This is a genomic window from Empedobacter sp. GD03739 (assembly GCF_029843245.1).
Taxonomy (GTDB): domain Bacteria; phylum Bacteroidota; class Bacteroidia; order Flavobacteriales; family Weeksellaceae; genus Empedobacter; species Empedobacter falsenii_B.
The window spans coordinates 13,191-33,579 of record NZ_JAOCHX010000036.1 but is presented as its reverse complement, the minus strand read 5'-3'; the positions used below and the strand labels follow the sequence as shown (position 1 = coordinate 33,579).

The 20,389-nt window shown below is 32.1% G+C and carries 20 protein-coding genes; 11 read left to right on the top strand and 9 right to left on the bottom strand.

The window, feature by feature from the left end:
- Positions 1 to 649 (bottom strand): tyrosine-protein phosphatase (locus N5E64_RS11790; protein ID WP_280037689.1); only part of this gene is annotated, 649 nt, incomplete at its 3' end.
- Between the two features lie 177 nt (positions 650 to 826).
- On the opposite strand from N5E64_RS11790, the gene N5E64_RS11785 reads away from it, so the two are divergent.
- Complete coding sequence (locus N5E64_RS11785) at positions 827 to 1,669, top strand: siderophore-interacting protein (protein ID WP_038334795.1); 843 nt, start codon at positions 827 to 829, stop codon at positions 1,667 to 1,669.
- A gap of 83 nt (positions 1,670 to 1,752) precedes the next feature.
- On the top strand, positions 1,753 to 2,475 hold the full coding sequence (locus N5E64_RS11780) for a GLPGLI family protein (protein WP_125349935.1): 723 nt from the start codon (positions 1,753 to 1,755) through the stop codon (positions 2,473 to 2,475).
- A 59-nt stretch (positions 2,476 to 2,534) separates the two neighbouring features.
- Here the strand turns inward: N5E64_RS11780 and meaB are convergent, their stop codons facing one another.
- From meaB to N5E64_RS11755, 5 genes are all read right to left on the bottom strand, one after another.
- Positions 2,535 to 3,512 (bottom strand): methylmalonyl Co-A mutase-associated GTPase MeaB, encoded by a 978-nt coding sequence (meaB, locus tag N5E64_RS11775; RefSeq protein WP_125349934.1) that lies wholly within the window; start codon positions 3,510 to 3,512, stop codon positions 2,535 to 2,537.
- Between the two features lie 169 nt (positions 3,513 to 3,681).
- Positions 3,682 to 4,296, bottom strand: coding sequence for an AraC family transcriptional regulator (locus N5E64_RS11770; RefSeq protein ID WP_280037686.1), 615 nt, complete (start codon positions 4,294 to 4,296; stop codon positions 3,682 to 3,684).
- A 125-nt stretch (positions 4,297 to 4,421) separates the two neighbouring features.
- A complete protein-coding gene (locus N5E64_RS11765) occupies positions 4,422 to 4,592 on the bottom strand; it encodes a FeoB-associated Cys-rich membrane protein (protein ID WP_125349933.1) in 171 nt (56 codons plus the stop codon).
- A 4-nt stretch (positions 4,593 to 4,596) separates the two neighbouring features.
- Complete coding sequence (gene feoB / locus N5E64_RS11760) at positions 4,597 to 6,696, bottom strand: ferrous iron transport protein B (protein WP_280037684.1); 2,100 nt, start codon at positions 6,694 to 6,696, stop codon at positions 4,597 to 4,599.
- Positions 6,696 to 6,935, bottom strand: a complete 240-nt coding sequence (locus N5E64_RS11755) for a FeoA family protein (RefSeq protein WP_114998322.1) — start codon at positions 6,933 to 6,935, stop codon at positions 6,696 to 6,698. Before N5E64_RS11755 ends, feoB begins: the two co-directional genes overlap by 1 nt.
- A gap of 177 nt (positions 6,936 to 7,112) precedes the next feature.
- Between N5E64_RS11755 and rplU the strand changes: the two genes are divergently transcribed.
- Positions 7,113 to 7,418: a 50S ribosomal protein L21 gene (gene rplU, locus N5E64_RS11750; RefSeq protein ID WP_019975660.1), complete on the top strand. Its 306-nt coding sequence runs from the start codon at positions 7,113 to 7,115 to the stop codon at positions 7,416 to 7,418.
- Positions 7,419 to 7,461: 43 nt separating this feature from the next.
- Positions 7,462 to 7,719: a 50S ribosomal protein L27 gene (gene rpmA / locus N5E64_RS11745; protein WP_038334883.1), complete on the top strand. Its 258-nt coding sequence runs from the start codon at positions 7,462 to 7,464 to the stop codon at positions 7,717 to 7,719.
- 488 nt (positions 7,720 to 8,207) lie between these two features.
- On the opposite strand, the gene thiL is transcribed toward rpmA, so the two are convergent.
- Positions 8,208 to 9,263: a thiamine-phosphate kinase gene (thiL, locus tag N5E64_RS11740; RefSeq protein WP_125349928.1), complete on the bottom strand. Its 1,056-nt coding sequence runs from the start codon at positions 9,261 to 9,263 to the stop codon at positions 8,208 to 8,210.
- Positions 9,264 to 9,267: 4 nt separating this feature from the next.
- On the bottom strand, positions 9,268 to 9,774 hold the full coding sequence (locus tag N5E64_RS11735) for a thioesterase family protein (protein WP_114998316.1): 507 nt from the start codon (positions 9,772 to 9,774) through the stop codon (positions 9,268 to 9,270).
- Between the two features lie 165 nt (positions 9,775 to 9,939).
- Here N5E64_RS11735 and N5E64_RS11730 point away from each other — a divergent pair, with 165 nt between their 5' ends.
- From N5E64_RS11730 to N5E64_RS11710, 5 genes are all read left to right on the top strand, one after another.
- A complete protein-coding gene (locus tag N5E64_RS11730; protein ID WP_114998314.1) occupies positions 9,940 to 10,767 on the top strand; it encodes a universal stress protein in 828 nt (275 codons plus the stop codon).
- A gap of 105 nt (positions 10,768 to 10,872) precedes the next feature.
- On the top strand, positions 10,873 to 11,709 hold the full coding sequence (locus N5E64_RS11725; RefSeq protein WP_280037683.1) for a universal stress protein: 837 nt from the start codon (positions 10,873 to 10,875) through the stop codon (positions 11,707 to 11,709).
- 69 nt (positions 11,710 to 11,778) lie between these two features.
- Positions 11,779 to 12,990: an NAD(P)/FAD-dependent oxidoreductase gene (locus tag N5E64_RS11720; protein ID WP_280037682.1), complete on the top strand. Its 1,212-nt coding sequence runs from the start codon at positions 11,779 to 11,781 to the stop codon at positions 12,988 to 12,990.
- 138 nt (positions 12,991 to 13,128) lie between these two features.
- Positions 13,129 to 14,361 (top strand): OmpP1/FadL family transporter, encoded by a 1,233-nt coding sequence (locus N5E64_RS11715; RefSeq protein ID WP_280037680.1) that lies wholly within the window; start codon positions 13,129 to 13,131, stop codon positions 14,359 to 14,361.
- Positions 14,362 to 14,370: 9 nt separating this feature from the next.
- Entirely contained in the window at positions 14,371 to 15,939 is a 1,569-nt protein-coding gene (locus N5E64_RS11710) for a G-D-S-L family lipolytic protein (RefSeq protein ID WP_280037679.1), read from the top strand.
- Between the two features lie 71 nt (positions 15,940 to 16,010).
- Here the strand turns inward: N5E64_RS11710 and fbp are convergent, their stop codons facing one another.
- Positions 16,011 to 17,027 (bottom strand): class 1 fructose-bisphosphatase, encoded by a 1,017-nt coding sequence (gene fbp, locus N5E64_RS11705; RefSeq protein WP_221854420.1) that lies wholly within the window; start codon positions 17,025 to 17,027, stop codon positions 16,011 to 16,013.
- A 192-nt stretch (positions 17,028 to 17,219) separates the two neighbouring features.
- On the opposite strand from fbp, the gene N5E64_RS11700 reads away from it, so the two are divergent.
- Both N5E64_RS11700 and N5E64_RS11695 read left to right on the top strand, forming a co-directional pair.
- Positions 17,220 to 18,461 carry an aspartate kinase gene (locus N5E64_RS11700; RefSeq protein WP_114998303.1) on the top strand — a complete coding sequence of 414 codons (1,242 nt, stop codon included), beginning with the start codon at positions 17,220 to 17,222 and terminating at the stop codon, positions 18,459 to 18,461.
- On the top strand, positions 18,462 to 20,330 hold the full coding sequence (locus tag N5E64_RS11695; protein WP_280037677.1) for a lysophospholipid acyltransferase family protein: 1,869 nt from the start codon (positions 18,462 to 18,464) through the stop codon (positions 20,328 to 20,330). It begins immediately after the preceding gene.
- Positions 20,331 to 20,389: the final 59 nt, after the last annotated feature.

Below are 20,389 nucleotides of genomic sequence, written 5' to 3'. Positions count from 1 at the left end.
TTTCTAAATATTCAGGTAAAACATCAATTAGATATTTATAATTCGGATCGATTTTTAAGATGTGTGCATATTTTTGTTCCAAAAAGATATTAGAAGCCAAATAATCATCCATAATTGTATCTAAATCGACTTTCAAAGCAGATAAAATCATTGCTGTTGCAAATCCAGTTCGATCTTTTCCAGCTGTACAATGAAATAAAATTGGCGTTCTATTTTTGTGTTGAATAATATCAAAAAAGCTTTTGTATTGCGTTTGACACGTCTTATCTAAAACAAAATCCTCGTAAATTTTGCACATAAATTCTTTCGGATTTGAAATTCCAGCTTTAAATTGTTTCACTAAATTTTCAAAATGTCCAGAAGAAATATCCAAATGAACTTCGTGATTACAACTATTTGGAATGTGATCTTGATTTTTTAAACGTTCGTAAGTCGTGCGTAAATCAATAATTGTTCGAATTGGAAAATCGTTTAAAATCTCCAAGTCATCATCTGTCAAATTTGCTAAATCATCAGATCGAATTAACAATCCTTTTCTAATGACTTCATTTTTTGTGTTAATTATTCCACCTAAATCTCTGCAATTAAATCCGCCTTCAAGTGGAAGAGTTCTTTGTTCGAGCGAGATTTCGCAAAAAGTATTTTCCATTTTCTGTTCGTTTTTTAGGTTATTTTTTGATATGTAAAAGTTAAGGTTAATTATTTAGTTATCATATTAAAATGATATTAAAAAAAGTATAACTTTTTACTTTAACATTTTATTATTTTTATTCAATCTAAATTTATTTTATATTCGCATAGAATTAGAATAAATCTAAATAATCTGATGGGAGATAAAGTGAAAATTGCGAAGGAGAAGTTCATCTTAAAAAAGAAAGAATTTGTGACACCACATCTTATTCGCGTTCATTTGGAGAATGATGATGTTTCTTTTTTTAAGGATACAACGTTGGGCGGAACATGTAAATTACTTTTTCCACCGCTTGGAATCCGTGATATTCACTACGCTGAGTATGATGAAGAAAATCAAAAATGGATTTCGCCATCAGAAAAATTTAAACCAGTTTCTCGTACCTATACGTTGCGTGATATTGATGCAAAAAACAATGTGATTGTGATTGATATTGCAAATCATGGATTGAACGGTCCAGGATCGCGTTGGGCAAATGAGGCGAAAGTTGGAGATATGATTGGGGTTTCGATGAAGTCGAAAAAGAAAGACTTGGCTCCAAAAACAGATTTCATTTTCTTAGCTGCAGATTTAACAGGTTTGCCTGTAATTTCGGCAATTATAGAGTCTCTTCCTGCTAAAACAAACGGAATTGTTTGTGTGGAAGTGCCAACAGAAGATGATATTCACCAAATTGAAACAAAAGCAAATTTAGAATTTAAATGGATTGTGAATCAAAATGTAGGAAGTGGAACAGCTTTATATAGTTTGACGAAAAATCAGCAATTTCCGAAACGCAAAGATGGAAAACGTTTTGCTTATGTTGCGGGAGAATCTAAATCTGTAAAGGAAATAAAATCATTTTTTAAAGATGATTTAGAATGGAAAAAAGACGAATTTTATTGTACATCGCATTGGAAAGCTGGAAAAGCAGAGAGAAATGCATTAGAAAATTGTCACGATAAAATAGAACAAGAATTGTTGGTAAGAGTTTTCTAAAAACAAGAGGGATATTTAATCAAAAGCTTCATCAGAAATGGTGAAGCTTTTTTTGTTATCTTTAAATTTCTAATTGCATTAAAATGAAGTATATCTTATTGTTGTTGTTTTCAGTTTCAGTTTTTGGTCAAGAAAAATTTAAAGTAGAATATGAAAGACGGAATTTTATTAATTTGAATGATCCGAATCCAGAATCGAAAAGATTAAGAGAGGAAATGTTTTCGAAACCAAAATATATTGCTCTTTCTGTCGATGCAAATCAATGTCTTTCACAAGAAATAGAACGAATTGATAATTCGCAAGGACCAAAATATTCGATGAAAGTTTTAGGTGGTTTTAAAGATTTGGAAAGCTTTTATGATTTCGATACGAATTCAAAAATAATCATGAGAGAAATGGATTCCAAATTGTATAATATCTCTGATTCCATTGCAACTTATAAATGGAGTATTACGCGAGAATCCAAAAAAATAAAAGGTTATGATGTACGAAAAGCAGTAGCTGTTGACGCTAATTTCAACATAGAAGCGTGGTATGTTCCTTCGATAAAATCAAAATGTGGACCAGATGAATACAATGGTTTGCCAGGATTATTATTAGAACTGAAGAAAACTTCTTTGAAAGATGAAAATCAGTATACAACTTATAAGTTAGAATCAATTTCGATTGACGATAAGCTGAAACTACAAAAACCAACGAAAGGAAAAGTAATTTCGACACCAGAATTTGATAAAATTGAGAAAGAATATTATCAAAAAATACAAGAAAATATCAACAAAAAAACAGGAGTTGATAAAGATGATTAACAAAAAAACGGCTCAATTTTGAGCCGTTTTTTTGTTATTTTGATTCAATAATCGTAAACTTACTTATTAAGAAATTCATCAATTTCAGTGTGGTTATTCAACCAATCTTTTGCCATTTCGAATGCAGATAAATTTTTGCTTAATTCTAGTGGGTGTTCCTTAAGTAATTTTAAAAATTGTTGATTAATCAAATCAATTGTGTAGCGTTCCGCTTGATTAAGCTGTTGTTTTTCTCGGTTTGATGCGTAATAATTATTTTCATTAATAAAATTGAAATAATCATTGACCAATTCCCAAAGTTCAGGAATTCCTTTTCCGATTAATCCAGAACCGATAATTGATTTTCTTTTCCATTGAGAAGATTTGGTTGGTAAAAATTGCAATGAACGAACAATATCCAATTTTGCATCTTTCACTAATTTTTCTTGAAACGAATCTGATTTATTGACAAAAATTAAATCAGCCATTTCCATAATTCCTCGTTTTATTCCTTGTAAATCATCTCCAGAACCCGGAAGTTGAAGAAATAAGAAGAGATCTGAAATTTCATTTACTAAGGTTTCAGATTGTCCAACACCGACAGTTTCAATCAAAATATTTTCAAACCCTGCTGCTTCGCATAATAAAATTGCTTCATATGTACGTGAGGTAACACCACCTAAAGAACCGTTAGAAGCGCTTGGACGTATATAAGCATTCTCTTCTCGCGATAAGTCCTCCATGCGTGTTTTGTCGCCTAAAATACTTCCTTTTGAAAGGGAACTACTTGGATCAATTGCTAAAATCGCTACTTTTTCACCTTTACTTAGAATATATTTCCCCAAAGATTCGATAAAAGTACTTTTACCAACACCGGGAATTCCTGTAATGGCAATTCTTTTTGAAGTTTTGGAAACAGGTAATAAACTAATGATATGTTGCGCTAATTTCAAATCGTCTAAACGATTGCTTTCGGCTAGTGTAATAGCTCTTGATAAGGCAAAACGATCGCCTTCTTTTATTTTTTGAGCAAGTATTTCGGGGTCAATTTTTCGCATAAGACACAATCTTAGATTAAAGATAAAGTCTTAATTAAGAATAAAAAAATACAATCGAAATTTGTGAATGTATTTTATATAGCTCTTGCATTGATTGGTATAAAAAATAAAACAAATATAATTGTTTATATATTTTAAATTCAATTATATAAACTTCATTAATTCGTAATTACGAATTTTTTTGTTCCGCTTTAATTCTTTTTACAAAAGCAGAAGGAGATTCGTTCATGATTTGAGTAAAAGTTGTGGTAAACGTACTATGAGAAGCAAATCCGCAATCGCTTGCTAAATAACTTACTTTCGTATTAATGTATTTTGGCTCATTTTGAAGGCGATTCACAATGTAATTTACTCTCAACTCATTTAAATAGGAATTAAATTGTTTTTGGCGATGCGTTTTAATGATTTCGGAAAGATATTTTGTATTCGTCTCAAATTGTTTGGATAATAAAGCAAGGTTAACATCTTTCTTTATAAATCCTTTATTTTTCTCGAACAATTCTAATTTTCGAAGTAAATCATTTTCGGTTTTAGATGAAATGCTAAGGTTATTCATTGGTTTTTCTTCAATGATGACCTCTGTTGATGGAGTTGGAGGAATTATTTTATTTGTAACCTCTTCTTTGATTGGTTCAGAAGGAATTTCTTTAATTTCTTTTACAGAATTAATTTTTTCAGTAGAAATCTCAGTTGATTGTTTAGTTTTTTTGGAAACAAAGTAAATAATTAATCCTAAGATAATTATAGCTAAAACTATTAATAAAATGATTAACCAAGTTTCCATTTTTGTAAAATTTATATTCCGAATTAATAAAATAAAACTAATTGATAATCATTAAAATAATTAATTTTTACTGATTATACTATTGTAAAAATACTCCGAAATTTTGAAATAAAAAAGGCTAACTTTTAAGAGTTAGCCTTTTTTTGAAATTCATCTTTGCTTGGAGAACAACCACAGCCTTTTGAGCATCCGCCTCCTTTTGAGCTAAATGAGTTTCTAATTAATTTTACAACATACCAAACTGCAAATCCGAAAAGGAAAGCGATAAAAATATATTGTATCCAAATATTGTCCATACTACTATTTTAAAAAATGATATGCAATAAATGCAACTACATATGCCAAACCTGTCATAAACCCTGTCTGAATCAATGTCCATTTCCAAGAATTTGTTTCGCGTTTTACGATCGCAATTGTACTCATACATTGCATTGCGAATGCATAAAATAACAATAACGAAACTCCTGTAGCAAGGTTATATGCTGGTTCTCCTGTGTTTTGGTTGATCTCATTTTTCATACGATGAAGTAAACGATCTTTTTGACCATTGTCCTCTACATCAACTTCTCCTAAGCTGTAAACCGTTGACATTGTTCCAACAAAAACTTCACGCGCAGCGAATGATGAAATTAAACCAATTCCCATCTTCCAATCATATCCTAATGGCTCTACAACTGGCTCTATAACTGAACCTAATCTCCCTAAATATGAATGTTCTAATTTGTAAGAAGCAATTTCATTTGCTAAATCTTCTTCATTCATTTTTGGGTGATGAGCAGTTACAATTTCTTCTGCATTTTTGAATTGTTCTCCAGGTCCAAAAGTTCCTAAAACCCATAGAATAATCGAAATTGCAAATATGATTTTACCCGCATCAACTAAAAATCCTAACGTTTTTTCCCAAACATTAATTCCAACATTTTTCCAATCAGGAAGTTTGTACGTTGGCATTTCTAAAATTAGGTAACTTTTATGTTTTGCTTTAATGATTAAATTCAATAAAATAGCACTTCCCAATGCGCCTAAAACACCTAAAATGTACATCACAAATAACGCCAAAGCTTGGTAACTTAATCCAAAAATATGTTCGTCGGGAATTACCAAAGCGATCAAAACGATGTAAATTGGTAAACGAGCCGAACACGTCATAAAAGGTGTTACAAGTATCGTTAATAGACGTTCTTTATCATTTTCGATATTACGCACAGACATGATTGCAGGAACGGCGCAGGCAACACCAGAAATCAATGGAACGACACTTTTTCCGCTTAATCCAAACGGTTTTAACCATCTGTCCATTAAATAAACCACGCGGCTCATGTAGCCCGTTTCTTCCATTATTGAAATGAATAAAAACAAAATGGCAATTTGCGGAACGAAAACGGCAATTCCTTCTATACCTGGGATTATTGCGCCTCCAATAATTTCGTTGATAGGACCTTCTGGAATTAAACTAATTGCTTTTTCGTCGATCCAACCAAATAAATCTTCGACCATTGTCATTAATGGTGCAGACCATGCGTAAACAGCTTGAAAGATTAATAATAAAATTCCTAAAAAGATGATGTATCCAAAAACTGGATGAATCAATGTTTTATCAATTTTATCGGTTAACGTTTCATTTCCTTCAAAATTATACGAAATAATATCGTTTAATTTTTCCTCTAAAATTTTATTTCGATCTAAGGCTTCTTTGACTTGTAATCGTTTCGAAACAATAGAATTTTCTTTTTTAATTGTATCTAATTTACTTAGATTTTCTTTCGATTCGAACGGAACTTCTTTCTGTGAAAGATATTGCCAAGCTAAATAATCAGATTTAAGATTAAATTCATTCTTGATTTTTTCTACAATAGAAAGATACTCTTTCGGAATTTCGTAATGACGATTATATGGAGTTGCCTCTTTTGTAAAAGCTTCTACTAATTCATCAATTCCTTCGCTTGTACGCGCGTTTGTTAAGTATATTTTTGTTTGAAGAAAATCTTCTAACTTTTTCAAATCAATATTAAGTCCCTTGCTTTTGATTTCATCTTTCATATTGATGACAAAAATTGCAGGAACGTCTAAATCTCGAACTTGTTGATACAACAAAATCGATCGTTTTAGATTAGATGGCTCACCAACAACAACTGCTAAATTTGGGTAATGATTATTGGTTTTGTTGCCTAAAGTTTTGAATACAATTTCTTCATCCAAAGAACTTGGATAAATTGTATACGTTCCGGGAAAATCTGTAATTTGGAATTTATTTCCATTTCGTTCTATTTTACCTTCGCGCTTTTCTACCGTCACACCAGGATAATTCCCAACTTTTTGACGAAGATTTGTTAATTTATTAAATAACGAAGTTTTACCAACATTTGGGTTACCAATTAAGGCAATTTTATAATGATTCATTATTTTTTTGTTATCAAAATTTTATCGGCTTCGTTTCTTCTTAAAGCTAAAACAGACTTATTAGAGATGATACTGATGCAAATAGGACCACCAAATGGAGCCTTATTTTTTACCAATAAACTTGTTCCAGGAATAAAGCCCATTTCATAAAACTTTGCAGGAATATCTTCGGTACTAAACCCTGTTACAACTGCTTGTTCGCCAATTTTTAAATCTTTTAAAGAATAATTTTCAATCATTTCTACCAATCTATCTATGAATTATCTCAAAGGCAAAGATACTTATTTTTAATTAATCCAAATAGAAGATATGTCATAGTTTTTTTATCTTTCTAATTAAATTTCAATGAATTCAAGTATCTAAATTCAAAATTTTGATTATCTTTGCACTCAATTTTCATTTATAAACATTAATTTATGTACGCAATTGTAGAGATAGCAGGGCTTCAATACAAAGTTGAAAAAGACCAACAATTGTTTGTAAACCGTTTAGCTGGTGAAGCAGGTGACGAAGTAAAATTCGACCGTGTTTTATTAACAGATAACGGAGCAATCACTGTCGGCGCCCCAGTTATAGACGGAGTTACCGTAGTAGCTAAAATCGTTGAACACGTGAAAGGAGACAAAGTAATCGTTTTCAAAAAGAAAAGAAGAAAAGGTTACCAAAAGTCTAACGGTCATCGTCAACAATTCACTAAAATTGAAGTAGCTTCAATCGGTTAAGATTGAGCTGAGATTAATTATTAACTCTTAAAAACAAAACGAAATGGCACATAAGAAAGGGGTCGGAAGTTCGAAAAATGGTCGTGAATCACATTCGAAACGTTTAGGTGTTAAAATTTTTGGTGGACAAGCAGCAATCGCTGGTAACATTATTGTTCGTCAAAGAGGTACTCAACATCATCCTGGTGATAATGTAGGAATCGGTAAAGATCACACATTATTCGCTTTAATTGACGGAAAAGTAGTTTTTACTAAAAAACGTAACGATAGATCTTACGTTTCAGTTGAACCATTATCTTAATTGATAATTCGACAGCGAAAATGCTAACAATATAAAAGCTCGAACTTATTAGTTCGAGCTTTTTTTGTTTTTATAGTTTTTTAATACAGCAACAAGTATAAAAATAATGACACCAATAATTAAAGTTGGAAACCAAAAAACTAGACATATTTCAGAAATTTTCACAGAGAACTTACTGAAATTTCCTCTTGCTGTAAACATACTCATTGCATAAATAAACATTATGAATGATAATGATATCAAAACAATTCCTGTTGAGAATAACGTATTTTTTATTGAAAATTTTCTAGACATAATTTAAAAAATAAACTAAAATACAACTTATTTCAACTAAAAAAGCATCCAATTTCTTGAATGCTTTTTGATTTTATTATTTTGAAGAGAAGCTGCAATGAAATCAGCTTGACACGTTTTGTTTTGATAATTCGTTAAGTCATCTGAACTCGTTTAAGGATCACATTTTTTAATTAGCGAATTATCTCATTAACCTATTCTTCCTCCGTTTCAACTCCCCAACCTTGTGCAGTTAATGGAACCATTTGCTCACTTCCACGAGTAATCAAATAGTTTTCTTCGTTTTTACCAGTTACATGACCAATTACCGTTAAATGTGGATTTCCTTTGATTTTTTCAAAATCTTTTTGATCAATTGTAAACAATAATTCGTAATCTTCTCCACCGCTTAAAGCACATGTGATTGGATTGATTTTGAATTCTTCGGCTGTGCGAATAACAACAGAATCTAACGGGATTTTTTCTTCGTATATATTAATTCCAACACCACTTTCTTTTGAGATATGAATAATTTCAGAAGATAATCCGTCCGAAATATCAATCATAGAAGTTGGTTTAACTTTCAACTCTTTCAAAAGATTGATAATATCCAAACGCGCTTCAGGTTTTAATTGACGTTCAATTAAATATGAATAATTTTCGAAATCTGGTTGATTATTAGGATTCACTTTTGAAACTTGCGCTTCGCGTTCCAAAACTTGCAAACCAAGAAAAGAAGCACCTAAATCTCCAGAAAGAACAACCAAATCATTTTCCTTCGCACCATTTCTATAAGTCAAATCTTTTTCTGGAGCCGAGCCAATTGCAGTCATACTCAAAACAAGTCCGCTAACAGAAGAAGTTGTATCGCCTCCCACAATATCGATATTGTATTTATCGCAAGCGTATTTCATTCCGTTGTAAATTTCGTCCACAGCTTCTATCGTAAAACGATTCGAAATTGCCATCGAAATCAACAATTGTTTTGGAATAGCATTCATCGCCAAAATATCACTAATTGCCGTCACAACCGCTTTGTACCCCAAGTGACGTAAAGGCATATACGACCAGCTAAAATTTACGCCTTCTACTAACATATCAGTAGAAACCACAATTTTCTCTTTTTTATAATCAAGAACAGCCGCATCGTCACCAATTCCTTTGATAGAACTTTCTAATTTGATTGGAAAACCTTCTTTGATTTGGTTAATTAAACCAAATTCTCCAATTTCGGCTAAACTTGTTTTTGAAACGTTTTTATCTTCTAACATGATTTTATTTTTGAGTAAAGATTGAAGGATCTATATTTTCTGAACGAAAAGGTAAATTGATAATGTCCTGTTTCGACATTGTTTTGACGGTTTGTCCTTCAAATGATTTTTTAATATTTTCTAACATTTCTGTTGGTGGTGCTTGCATTTTTCTTTTCGACATCGAAAACCAAACACCTGTCAATTCAGAATGGCAAAGATGTACACCATCTTGGTTATATAAATTATGAATAAATTGATAAATCATTCCATCTTCCGACATTCCACCAATTTCTACCGAAATATAAATTTCTTCACCTTCCATAGCTTCCTTAAAAAAAGAAAATTGTTCGTGCAAAATAGCTGGTCCAATTCCATATTCCTCCAAATTTTTCATCGAAATGCCATAATCTCTCAAAAAAGCAATACGTGCAAAACTTGTAAAATTCATATACGAAGCGTTCGCTAAATGGCGATTAGCATCCAAATCTGACCATCGAATAATGGTTTTTTGAAAATATTTATTATTCATGAATTGAAAAATTATTTAAGGTACAAAGTTACGGATTACTATTTATACGAAAATGATAATATTTTTAATCATCGTAAATAATAAAAAACAATAAGATTTAACATCAAATTAAAATATAGATATTTAATAATTTGTATCTTTAAAAAGCTATTAAACAGACAGATTATGAAAAAAATATTATTTCCAACAGATTTTTCAGAAACAGCAAATAATGCGTTTTTGTATGCGTTAAATTTAGCCGAAAATCAAAATGCAGAATTATATGTTTTGCATGCTTTTCAGTATCCAATGGTAAGTGGAGGAATCGATGCTGGTATTTTGCAAGATGTTTATAATACAATTGAATTAAATAATTTCGAGAATTTAAAAGATCATATTCCGTTCTTGAGAAAAATGGCTGAGGATAATGGTTTTGCAAATGTTGATTTGAAATTTTTCGTAAAAGAAGGAATGCTTTCGTTTGTATTGCCAACATTTATCGAAGATGAAAAAGTGGATTTTGTAGTAATGGGAACGACTGGAAATACAGGATTTGATAAAGTCCTTTTTGGTTCGAATACGATGAATGCAATAAAACATCTTAAAATTCCGGTATTGAGCGTGCCAAATGGTTACGAATTCAAAGGAATAAATAATATTGGATTTACGACAATTTTCCAAGATAAAGACCGCAAAGCCTTAGATTATTTAACCGAAATTGCTTATCGCTATAAAGCAAAAGTGCATTGCTTACACGTTTCGAAAGATGGAAATTACGATATTCCGACGCTTAATCATTGGAAAGAATATTATAAAGATGAACCTGTAGATTTTTTTATTTATACTGCGGATGAATCTGTAGATGCAGTTTTGGAATTTATTAAAGAAGAAAAAATTGATTTGTTGACAGTAGTTAGCCGTAACAAAGGCTTCTTCGAGAAATTATTTTCACCAAGTTTTACAAAGAAAATTTTGACACAACACAACGTGCCTTTGTTTGTTTTCCACGAATAAGATAATTTATACTGAATATACAAAGCTCAATCTGTAGAAATAGATTGAGCTTTTTTCGTGTTGAAATGAAATTATTCGTAACTTTTGAGTACAAAACACGAAAAGATGAAAAAAATATTGTTCCCGACAGATTTCTCAGAAACAGCTAATAACGCCTTTTTATATGCACTAAATCTTGCAAAAAGTATCGATGCACAAGTTTATGTGTTGCATGTTTACGAATTGCCAATGATTACTGGAAGTTTGAGTGCTGGATTGATTCAGAATGTATATGAAACGGTAGAATTAGGAAGTTTCGATAACTTTAAAGATAATATTCCGCAACTAAGACAAATTGCTGATGATAATGGTTTGAATGAAATTCCGATCAAATTTATTTTAGAAGAAGGAAATTTCTTATACATTCTACGCGAAATTATTGGTGAAGAAAGCGTTGATTTTGTAGTGATGGGAACGGATGGAAATTCAGGAATTGAGAAAATGCTTTTCGGTTCGAATACGATAAATGCGATTACATCGATGAAAGTTCCTATTCTTAGTGTTCCGCACGGAATGTCTTTCAAAGGATTTAAGAATATTGGTTTTACTACTGTTTTTGATCAAAAAGATAAAGATGCATTGAAGTATTTGATCGAAATTGCAAATCGTCATCATGCAAAAATTCATTGCATGCACGTTTCGAAAGATGGAAAATTTAATCAACAAGCAATGAAAGATTGGCAAGATCAGTTTGCTGGAGATCCAATTGTATTCGAAGTTTATCATGATGCAGATCCTGTAAACGCGGTGTTGGATTTTATCAAGGAAAAACAAATCGACTTGTTGACGGTTGTGAGTCGCAATAAAGGGTTTTTTGATAAAATTTTTTCACCAGGATTTACAAAGAAAATTGCAAATAAAAATATTACACCTTTGTTCGTTTTTCATGAACAAAAAGTTTAAAAGGAGATGTGAAAACATTTCCTTTTTTTGTCAAAAATTCTGTTAAAAATAAAACTTTACCTTTGCCCCGTGAAAAAAATAGCCATAGTAGGAGGTGGTGCCGCAGGATATTTTGTTGCAGCAAACCTTGGAAAAACTGTAGGACAACAAACTATATTGTTTGAACAAGCAAATCTGCCGCTTCAAAAAGTACGCATTTCGGGTGGAGGAAGATGTAATGTGACGCATGCATGTTTTGATCCGCTTGATTTGGTCGAGTTTTATCCACGCGGAAAAAAGGAATTATTAAGCGTTTTTTACACGTTTCAACCAGGTGATACAATGGCTTGGTTTGATGAGCGCGGAGTAGAATTGAAAATAGAAGACGATAACCGTATTTTTCCAGTTAGCGATTCTTCACTTTCGATTATAGAGGCTTTGACAAAAGCGGTTGATAAAAATAAAGTTCAGCTTAATTTCTCAGACGGTGTGCAAGAAATTAATAAAGTTGATGGTGGTTATGAATTGATAACAAAATCAGGAAAACATTTTTTCGAAACGGTGATTGTGACAACAGGAAGTACGCCTAAATTTTGGAAAAGTTTGAAAAATATAGGTTTGAAAATCGTTCAACCAGTTCCTTCTTTATTCACGTTTAATTGCAAAGATCCTCGAATTGAAGGATTGATGGGAATTTCTTTCGATAATGCTGAAGTCAAAATCAATCAACAAAAATTAGAAGAAGAAGGTCCGTTACTAATTACGCATTGGGGATTTAGTGGACCAGCGATTTTGAGATTATCGGCTTGGGGTGCTTTAAAATTGAATGAAAGCAATTATAAATTCGAAACTGAAATCAATTTTGTAAATCAATCTAAAGACGAAATCATTTCATTTTTGAATGATAAAAAACAAGTTGATGCTAAGAAAAATGTGCATAAAAATAATCCATTCGATTTTCCGAAGCGTTTTTGGTTTAGTATTCTGAGCTATTGTAGTGTAGATGAAAACAAGGTTTATGCAGATTTATCGAAAAAACACATCGAAGCAATTGCAAGAGAATTGACGCAAGGAAAATACCAAATTAATGGAAAAAGTACGTTCAAAGATGAGTTTGTAACGGCAGGCGGTGTCGATTTGAAAGAAATTGATTTTCATTCGATGCAAGCAAAAAAAATCCCACAATTGTTTATGGCTGGAGAGGTTTTAAATATTGATGCTATAACAGGTGGATTCAATTTTCAGGCGTGTTGGTCTGAAGGTTATATTATATCTGAAAAAATCAAAGAAATTTATCAATAGTGTATATTTTACACGAATGTTATTCTGGCTGAAAGCCTTAAGAATAAAGATTTTTTCAAAATTTATTATGTTAACATAACATTATTATAAAATTATGTTATTTTTGTTTAAAGGAATTATTAAAAACGAACAAAAAATATGAAGAAAATTTTCTTAACCTTAGCATTAATCGGCTTATCTTCTTCTGCATTTGCAGGTGGATACCGAGTTGCTTTACAAGGAGTTCGCCAAGCAGCATTGGGGGGAACTTCTGCAACACAAACTCACGATGCGAGTGTTGCGTTTTATAATCCTGCAGGTTTAGCTTTTGTTGATAGTAAATTGAGTATTGCTGTCGGAGGTTTTGGTGTAAAAACTGACGTAAAATGGCAAGATCCAATGACGTTACAAAAAGCAGAAACAGATAATAAATTAGGAACACCAATGTATTTGGCAGTTAGTTACAAGCCTGTAGATGATTTAGCAATTGGATTGAGTGTTACGACACCTTTTGGTAGTTCGGTTACGTGGCCAGAAGATTGGCAAAACAAAGCAAATATTACACATATTGACTTGAAAGCATTCAATATTCAGCCAACGGTTGCATATCGTTTTTCTGATTGGTTTAGTTTGGGTGTAGGTTTCATTTATACACACGGAACAGCTAAATTAGAGAAAGTACAAACAGTTGCTGGAAATGATATTAAACTTAAATTAGAGGATAAAGATGCTCATGGTTTAGGATTTAATGTTGGAGCAATGTTCAAGCCAACAGATAAATTTGGAGTTGGAATTGCGTACCGTTCTAATGTAGATGTTTCTGCAAACAAAGGTGATGTTACATGGTCGAATGTTCCTTCTGGAATTGCATCTAATGTGCCTTTTAATACAGATAAATGGAATACAACTTTACCATTACCATCAGAGTTTACATTTGGAATGTCTTACAAAGTTTTACCACAATTAGAACTTTTTGGAGATGTAGTTTGGCAAAACTGGACACGTTATAAAAGTTTAGATATCAATTTATATAATGATGCTTCTAATACTTTCTACACATCATCTTCTACGAAAAACTGGAAAGACAATACATTATTCCGTTTTGGAGCTGAGTATACTTTCAGCGAGATGATTGTTGGACGTGTTGGTTATTATCACGATAAATCGCCAGTGCCATCAGCTTATTGGTCATCAGAAACACCAAGTTCTAACTTAAATTCAGTTTCAGCTGGATTAGGATTTAGATTTGAGTCAGGTTTTCATGTTGATTTATTTGGATCATATGTAAAAGGAGATGAGAGACACATTAATAATATCGAACAAAACTTCTCTGGAGATGTTAAAATGCGTGCAATCAACTTTGGTTTAGGATTAACGTACAACCTTAAATAAGACTACAAAATGAAACATTTAAATAAAATAGTATTAGTTGCATTAGCTGCTACGATGTTTAGTTGTGATGACGACTTTAAGCATCCAATAGAAGATATTCAAATATCTGCAGGAGAAGCTAATTTTCAAAAATATATCGCATTAGGAAACTCATTAACTTCTGGTTATAGAGATAATGCATTGTACAAATCTGGACAAGAAAATTCTTACCCAAACATGTTAGCTGGATTGATGAAAGCTGCAGGAGGAGGAGAATTTAAAATTCCATATATGTCAAATGATACAGGTGGATTTACTGATTTACCAGGTTTTCCAGGTAAATTGAATTTACAAATTGTAAATGGAGCTTTAACACCAGTTCCAAGTCCTGCGGGTGGGGCTTTAGATATCTTAGCAGATAAAGGAAAGTTTCAAAATATGGGAGTTCCAGGTGCTAAGTCTTATCATTTAGTTGCGCCAGGTTATGGAAATCCAGCAGGCTTAAAAACTGATCCAGCAACAGCGAATCCTTATTTTGTACGTTTTGCAAGTGGTGCGACAACTTCTGTAGTTGCAGATGCAGTTGCTCAAAAGCCAACATTTTTCTCTTATTGGATTGGGAACAATGATGTATTAGGTTATGCAACATCTGGAGGAGTTGGAGTAGATCATAATGAAACAAATAATGTTGATCCAAGAACTTATGGAAGTAATGATATTTCTAATGTAAATGTGGTAAAATCTACAATTAATGATGGATTAAAAGCATTAACAGCGGTAGGAGCAAAAGGAGTTATCGCAAATATTCCTTCTGTAACATCTATTCCATATTTTACAACGGTTCCATACGCACCATTATCGCCTGCAAACCCAAGTTTTGCATCAATGATTGATGAATTGAATGCAACTTATGCAGGATTAAATCAAGTATTTGATGCGGTTGGAGCTTCAGAAAGAAAAATCTTTTTTTCTAAGAATGCTGCAAGTGCTGTAGTAATTAAAGATAAAGATTTAGCAGATTTATCAGCTACAATCACTGCTGCACTTACTCCTAAAATTGGAGCTGCAAAAGCAACTTTATTTGGGATGATTTATGGTCAAGCTCGTCAAGCAACAGCGAAAGATTTATTGGTTTTAACTTCTTCTTCTGTAATTGGAAAAGTTGATACAAATCAAGTTGCAGCGTTAATGAAATTAGGATTAACTCAAGAAGAAGCTGGTAAATTAGCAGTAGTAGGTGTTAGTTATCCAATGACAGATAATTATGTATTAACAGCAAAAGAAACTGCGAAAGCAGAAGCAGCTGTAATTAAATACAATGCAGCAATTGCTGAATTAGCAACTGCTTATAATTTAGCTTTAGTTGATACATATTCTGAAATGAAAAAATTAAGTTCTCAATCAGGAATTAAATATTACGGACAAACATATACAACAACTTTCGTTTCTGGTGGAGCGTTCTCATTAGATGGAGTTCACTTAACAGGAACTGGATATGCAATTGTCGCAAATATGTTTGCTGATGCAATCAATAAAAAATATCATTCAACTTTAAGACATGTTTACCCAGGGAATTATCCAGGTATTGCAATTCCTTAATTGGATGTTTAGATAATAAAAAATCCGCTCATCGAGCGGATTTTTTTATTTGATTATTTTTTTAGAAATAATTATTTCAATTCTTCATTTCGCATAAATTCTTCTGCTTTTTCGACCATATTTTTCGATCCACAAAAGAAAGGAATGCGCTGGTGTAATTCTGTAGGTTCAATATCCATAATGCGTTGGAAACCGTCAGAAGCTTTTCCTCCTGCTTGTTCTGCGATAAAAGCCATCGGGTTGCATTCGTACAATAAACGTAATTTTCCGTTCGGATTATTTGTTCCAGAAGGATAAATATAAATTCCTCCTTTCAGCATGTTACGGTGAAAATCTGAGCATAAAGAACCAATGTAACGAGAAGTATAAGGACGATCTTCTTCATCTGCCTGACAGTATTTGATGTAATTTTTAACCCCTTGAGGGAATTTTACATAATTACCTTCGTTAACTGAATAAATGTGTCCATCTTCTGGAATACACATATTTGGATGAGATAAATAGAACGTTCCGATTCCTGGGTTTAATGTAAATCCATTTACACCATTTCCTGTTGTGTAAACCAACATTGTCGATGTTCCGTAAATCACATATCCCGCAGCAACTTGCTTGTTACCTGGTTGTAAAAAATCTTCTTTTGTAACAGGTGTTCCAGGTTCAGAAACACGGTGGTAGATAGAGAAAATTGTTCCAACAGAAACATTTACGTCGATGTTTGATGAGCCGTCAAGTGGATCAATCAACACAACATATTTACTGTTTTTTGAATTTTTTGAAGGTTGAATCGCGATAAAATCTTCGTTTTCTTCCGAAGCAATACCACAAACAACTTCGCGTTGCGACAACGTTTCGATAAACGTATCGTTTGCGAAAACATCTAATTTTTGTTGTTTTTCTCCTTGGACATTTTCATTTCCGAATTCGCCTAAAATATTTACAAGTCCTGCTTTGTTTACTTTATAATTAACAACTTTTGTTGCTAATTTAATAGAACTCAGTAATCTAGATAATTCTCCGGAAGAGTAAATAAAATCTGCTTGATTTTCTATGATAAACTCTCCAAGAGTTTGATGAGAATTAGTATTCATAATTATGTTTTGCTGGTCAAATATCGGAATAAAAACTCAATTTTATATCATTTCAAACGTTTGAAATTAATCTAAATACGTGAAAATCATCATTCAAATTTATTTTTTATTTTAATTAAATTCGGTCAACATATAAAGTGTAGTTTGGTTATATTTGCAAGTTAAATATTTACAAAAAAAGTTTTTATAGAAATGAAAGTTTTCAAATTCGGTGGTGCTTCGGTGAAAGATGCAGCCGGCGTTAGAAATGTTGCGAGTTTATTGCAATCTGTTGGTTACGAAAATACATGTATCATTGTTTCTGCTATGGGCAAGACAACAAATGCATTGGAAGAGGTAGTCAAACGCTATTTTGAAAAACAAGATTTCGAAAAAACAATTAACGAAGTAAAAGAACAGCACATTGCTTTAGCGACAGAATTATTTGATAATCCAGCTGAGGTTTCTAACGAAATTTCACAATTTTTTGATGATATCGTCTCGTTTTTAAGACGTAACAAATCACCAAATTATAGCTATGTATACGATCAAGTGGTTTGTTGTGGAGAATTAATCTCGACAAAAATTATTAGTATGTATCTTAATTCTATACAAATTAATAATGAATGGTTAGATGTTCGCGATTATATCAAAACAGATAATACATACCGCGAAGGAAAAGTAAATTGGGCGTTAACAGAAGAAAGTATTAAACGTTTACCAAATACAGGTTTGTTTATTACACAAGGTTTCTTAGGTTCTGATCCTAACTTTTTCACGACAACTTTAGGACGCGAGGGTTCAGATTATTCTGCGGCGATTTTTGCTTATTGTTTAAATGCAGATAGCATGACGATTTGGAAAGATGTTCCAGGAGTTTTGAATGCTGATCCTCGTTATTTCGAGAATGCAGAGTTGTTAAATCATATTTCTTATGAAGAAGCGATAGAATTGGCGTATTATGGTGCATCTGTTATTCACCCGAAAACGTTACAGCCGCTTCAACAAAAAGAAATTCCTTTCTTCGTAAAATCATTTATTAATCCTACAGAAGCAGGAACAGAGGTAGCGAAAGGTCAACCATTAGATCCAAAAGTACCTTGTTTTATCCTAAAAAGAGAGCAACATTTGATTCGTTTATCAAGTAAAGATTTCTCTTTTATTACAGAAGATAAATTGAGCGGAATTTTCAATAAACTATATGATTATCAAATCAAAGTAAATTTGATGCAAAATTCAGCAATTTCATTATCTTTATGTTTGGAGGATAAATATGACAACTTAGAAAAGTTTGTTGCAGATATGAACGAAGAGTATAAAGTGCAGGAAGAAAACAATGTTTTATTGTACACAATTCGCCATTTCGATGCAGATTCTGACAAAGTTGTTTCAAAAGAAAAAGAATTATTGCGACAAACAGTGCGCGAAACATTACAAATAGTTGTTAAAGCTTAAATGAGTTTAATCACGACACAAGATATCTATTCAGCTTCGGGTCTTTCTAAAATTGGTGTTTTAGGAAAACCTGTGGCTTGGGCATTGAAAAAAATTTTCAGTATAGATCAGTTAAACGATTTGTACAATCGTGGAAAGCATTTGCAATGCGAACCTTTTTTGGATTATTTGATTGATGATTTGGGAATGGATTACGAAATCCATGAAGAAGATTTAAAACGTATTCCAAAAGAAGGACCTTTTATTATTATTTCTAATCATCCGCTTGGAGCGTTGGATGGAATTATTTTGATGCATTTTATGTCAAAAATTCGTCCTGATTTCAAGGTGATGGGTAATTTTTTATTGCAAAAAATTAAACCATTAGAACCGATGATTATTCCAGTTAATCCTTTCGAAACACGTAAAGATGCATACAGTAGCCTTTCAGGAATGCGCGATGCATTAAAATTGTTGAGAGCTGGAGGTTGTTTAGGAATTTTTCCTGCGGGCGAAGTTTCTTATCGTGATGACGAAAGTAAAATTATCGACAGAGAATGGCAAGAATCAGCGATGAAGTTGATCAAAAAAGCAAAAGTTCCTGTTGTTCCAATGTTTTTTAGAGCGCGAAATAGTAATATTTTTTACCGTGTAGCGAAGATTCATCCAGATTTTCAAACGGCAATGTTGCCAGCTGAAATGATGAAGAAAAGAACACGACCAATTCAAATTCGTATTGGAAAACCAATTTTACAAAAACAACAAGACGAGCATGTGTCTATAGAAGATTATTCTGAGTTTTTGAGAAAGAAAACATACATGCTTTCGTCTTATTACAAACAAAAAAGAAGTTTAACTCAAGTATTGAAAAACCCTTCGAATATTGAGTTGAAAATGCCGAATTTACCAAGCTTATCTTCTTCTAGTAAAAAGGTTAAGCCGATTATTTCGGAAACAGCTTTAGACTTATTAATTCAAGATATTGAAACTTTACGAAAAGATGAACAAGCATTATTGTTTACAAATAATAATTACGAATGTTTCTTTTCTACAGCTCAACAAATTCCAAATATATTAAGGGAAATTGGTCGTTTACGCGAGATAACATTCCGTGCGATAGGTGAAGGTACAAATGATGAAATTGACCTTGATCGATTCGATAATCATTATCACCATTTATTTTTATGGGATAAGGATACCAATAAAATTGTTGGAGCATATCGTATGGCGATTGGTTCGGAAGTGTATGAAAAATATGGAATTAATGGATTTTATGTTCATGAATTATTCAATTTTGATCCAGAAATTCATCCTTTCTTCAAGAAATGTATTGAAATGGGACGTGCATTCGTTTCAGCTGAGTATCAACAAAAACCGATGCCATTGTTCTTATTATGGAGAGGAATTGTGCATGTAACGTTGAGAAATCCAAATCAGAAATTTATTATTGGAGGAGTGAGTATTAGTAATCAGTTTTCTGATTTTTCAAAATCTTTGATGATCGAATTTATGAAATCTCATTACTACGATTCTACTGTAGCGCAATACGTGAGAGCAAAAAATGAGTTTAAAGTTAAGCTGAAAGAAGAGGATAAAGAATTTATTTTCGATGAATCTGAAGCTGATTTGAATAAGTTTGATAAATTAATCGATGAGCTTGAGCCAAATATGTTGCGATTACCGGTTTTGATCAAAAAATATATTAAACAAAATGCAAAAGTGATTGCTTTCAATGTTGATCCTAAATTTAATGATGCAATTGATGGCTTAATGTATATTAGAGTTTCGGATATTCCAGAATCTACTGTTCGCCCTGTTTTAGAGGATATTCAAGCAGAACTTGATAAAAAAATACAATCAGGAAAATTTGACGGATATCGAAGTTTATAAAGATGATAAAGGAGAGGTGACTCTCGTTTTGTATATAGATTCGTAAATTTAAGACATAA

What these genes read in the sequence shown, in the direction of transcription:
- N5E64_RS11780 (WP_125349935.1), top strand. Translation starts at nt 1,753, where the DNA reads ATGAAGTATATCTTATTGTTGTTGTTTTCAGTTTCAGTTTTTGGTCAA.
- fbp (WP_221854420.1), bottom strand. Translation starts at nt 17,027, where the DNA reads ATGAATACTAATTCTCATCAAACTCTTGGAGAGTTTATCATAGAAAAT.
- N5E64_RS11765 (WP_125349933.1), bottom strand. Translation starts at nt 4,592, where the DNA reads ATGGACAATATTTGGATACAATATATTTTTATCGCTTTCCTTTTCGGA.
- rplU (WP_019975660.1), top strand. Translation starts at nt 7,113, where the DNA reads ATGTACGCAATTGTAGAGATAGCAGGGCTTCAATACAAAGTTGAAAAA.
- feoB (WP_280037684.1), bottom strand. Translation starts at nt 6,696, where the DNA reads ATGAATCATTATAAAATTGCCTTAATTGGTAACCCAAATGTTGGTAAA.
- N5E64_RS11700 (WP_114998303.1), top strand. Translation starts at nt 17,220, where the DNA reads ATGAAAGTTTTCAAATTCGGTGGTGCTTCGGTGAAAGATGCAGCCGGC.
- N5E64_RS11770 (WP_280037686.1), bottom strand. Translation starts at nt 4,296, where the DNA reads ATGGAAACTTGGTTAATCATTTTATTAATAGTTTTAGCTATAATTATC.
- N5E64_RS11735 (WP_114998316.1), bottom strand. Translation starts at nt 9,774, where the DNA reads ATGAATAATAAATATTTTCAAAAAACCATTATTCGATGGTCAGATTTG.
- N5E64_RS11695 (WP_280037677.1), top strand. Translation starts at nt 18,462, where the DNA reads ATGAGTTTAATCACGACACAAGATATCTATTCAGCTTCGGGTCTTTCT.
- thiL (WP_125349928.1), bottom strand. Translation starts at nt 9,263, where the DNA reads ATGTTAGAAGATAAAAACGTTTCAAAAACAAGTTTAGCCGAAATTGGA.
- rpmA (WP_038334883.1), top strand. Translation starts at nt 7,462, where the DNA reads ATGGCACATAAGAAAGGGGTCGGAAGTTCGAAAAATGGTCGTGAATCA.
- N5E64_RS11710 (WP_280037679.1), top strand. Translation starts at nt 14,371, where the DNA reads ATGAAACATTTAAATAAAATAGTATTAGTTGCATTAGCTGCTACGATG.
- N5E64_RS11730 (WP_114998314.1), top strand. Translation starts at nt 9,940, where the DNA reads ATGAAAAAAATATTATTTCCAACAGATTTTTCAGAAACAGCAAATAAT.
- N5E64_RS11725 (WP_280037683.1), top strand. Translation starts at nt 10,873, where the DNA reads ATGAAAAAAATATTGTTCCCGACAGATTTCTCAGAAACAGCTAATAAC.
- N5E64_RS11785 (WP_038334795.1), top strand. Translation starts at nt 827, where the DNA reads ATGGGAGATAAAGTGAAAATTGCGAAGGAGAAGTTCATCTTAAAAAAG.
- meaB (WP_125349934.1), bottom strand. Translation starts at nt 3,512, where the DNA reads ATGCGAAAAATTGACCCCGAAATACTTGCTCAAAAAATAAAAGAAGGC.
- N5E64_RS11755 (WP_114998322.1), bottom strand. Translation starts at nt 6,935, where the DNA reads ATGATTGAAAATTATTCTTTAAAAGATTTAAAAATTGGCGAACAAGCA.
- N5E64_RS11715 (WP_280037680.1), top strand. Translation starts at nt 13,129, where the DNA reads ATGAAGAAAATTTTCTTAACCTTAGCATTAATCGGCTTATCTTCTTCT.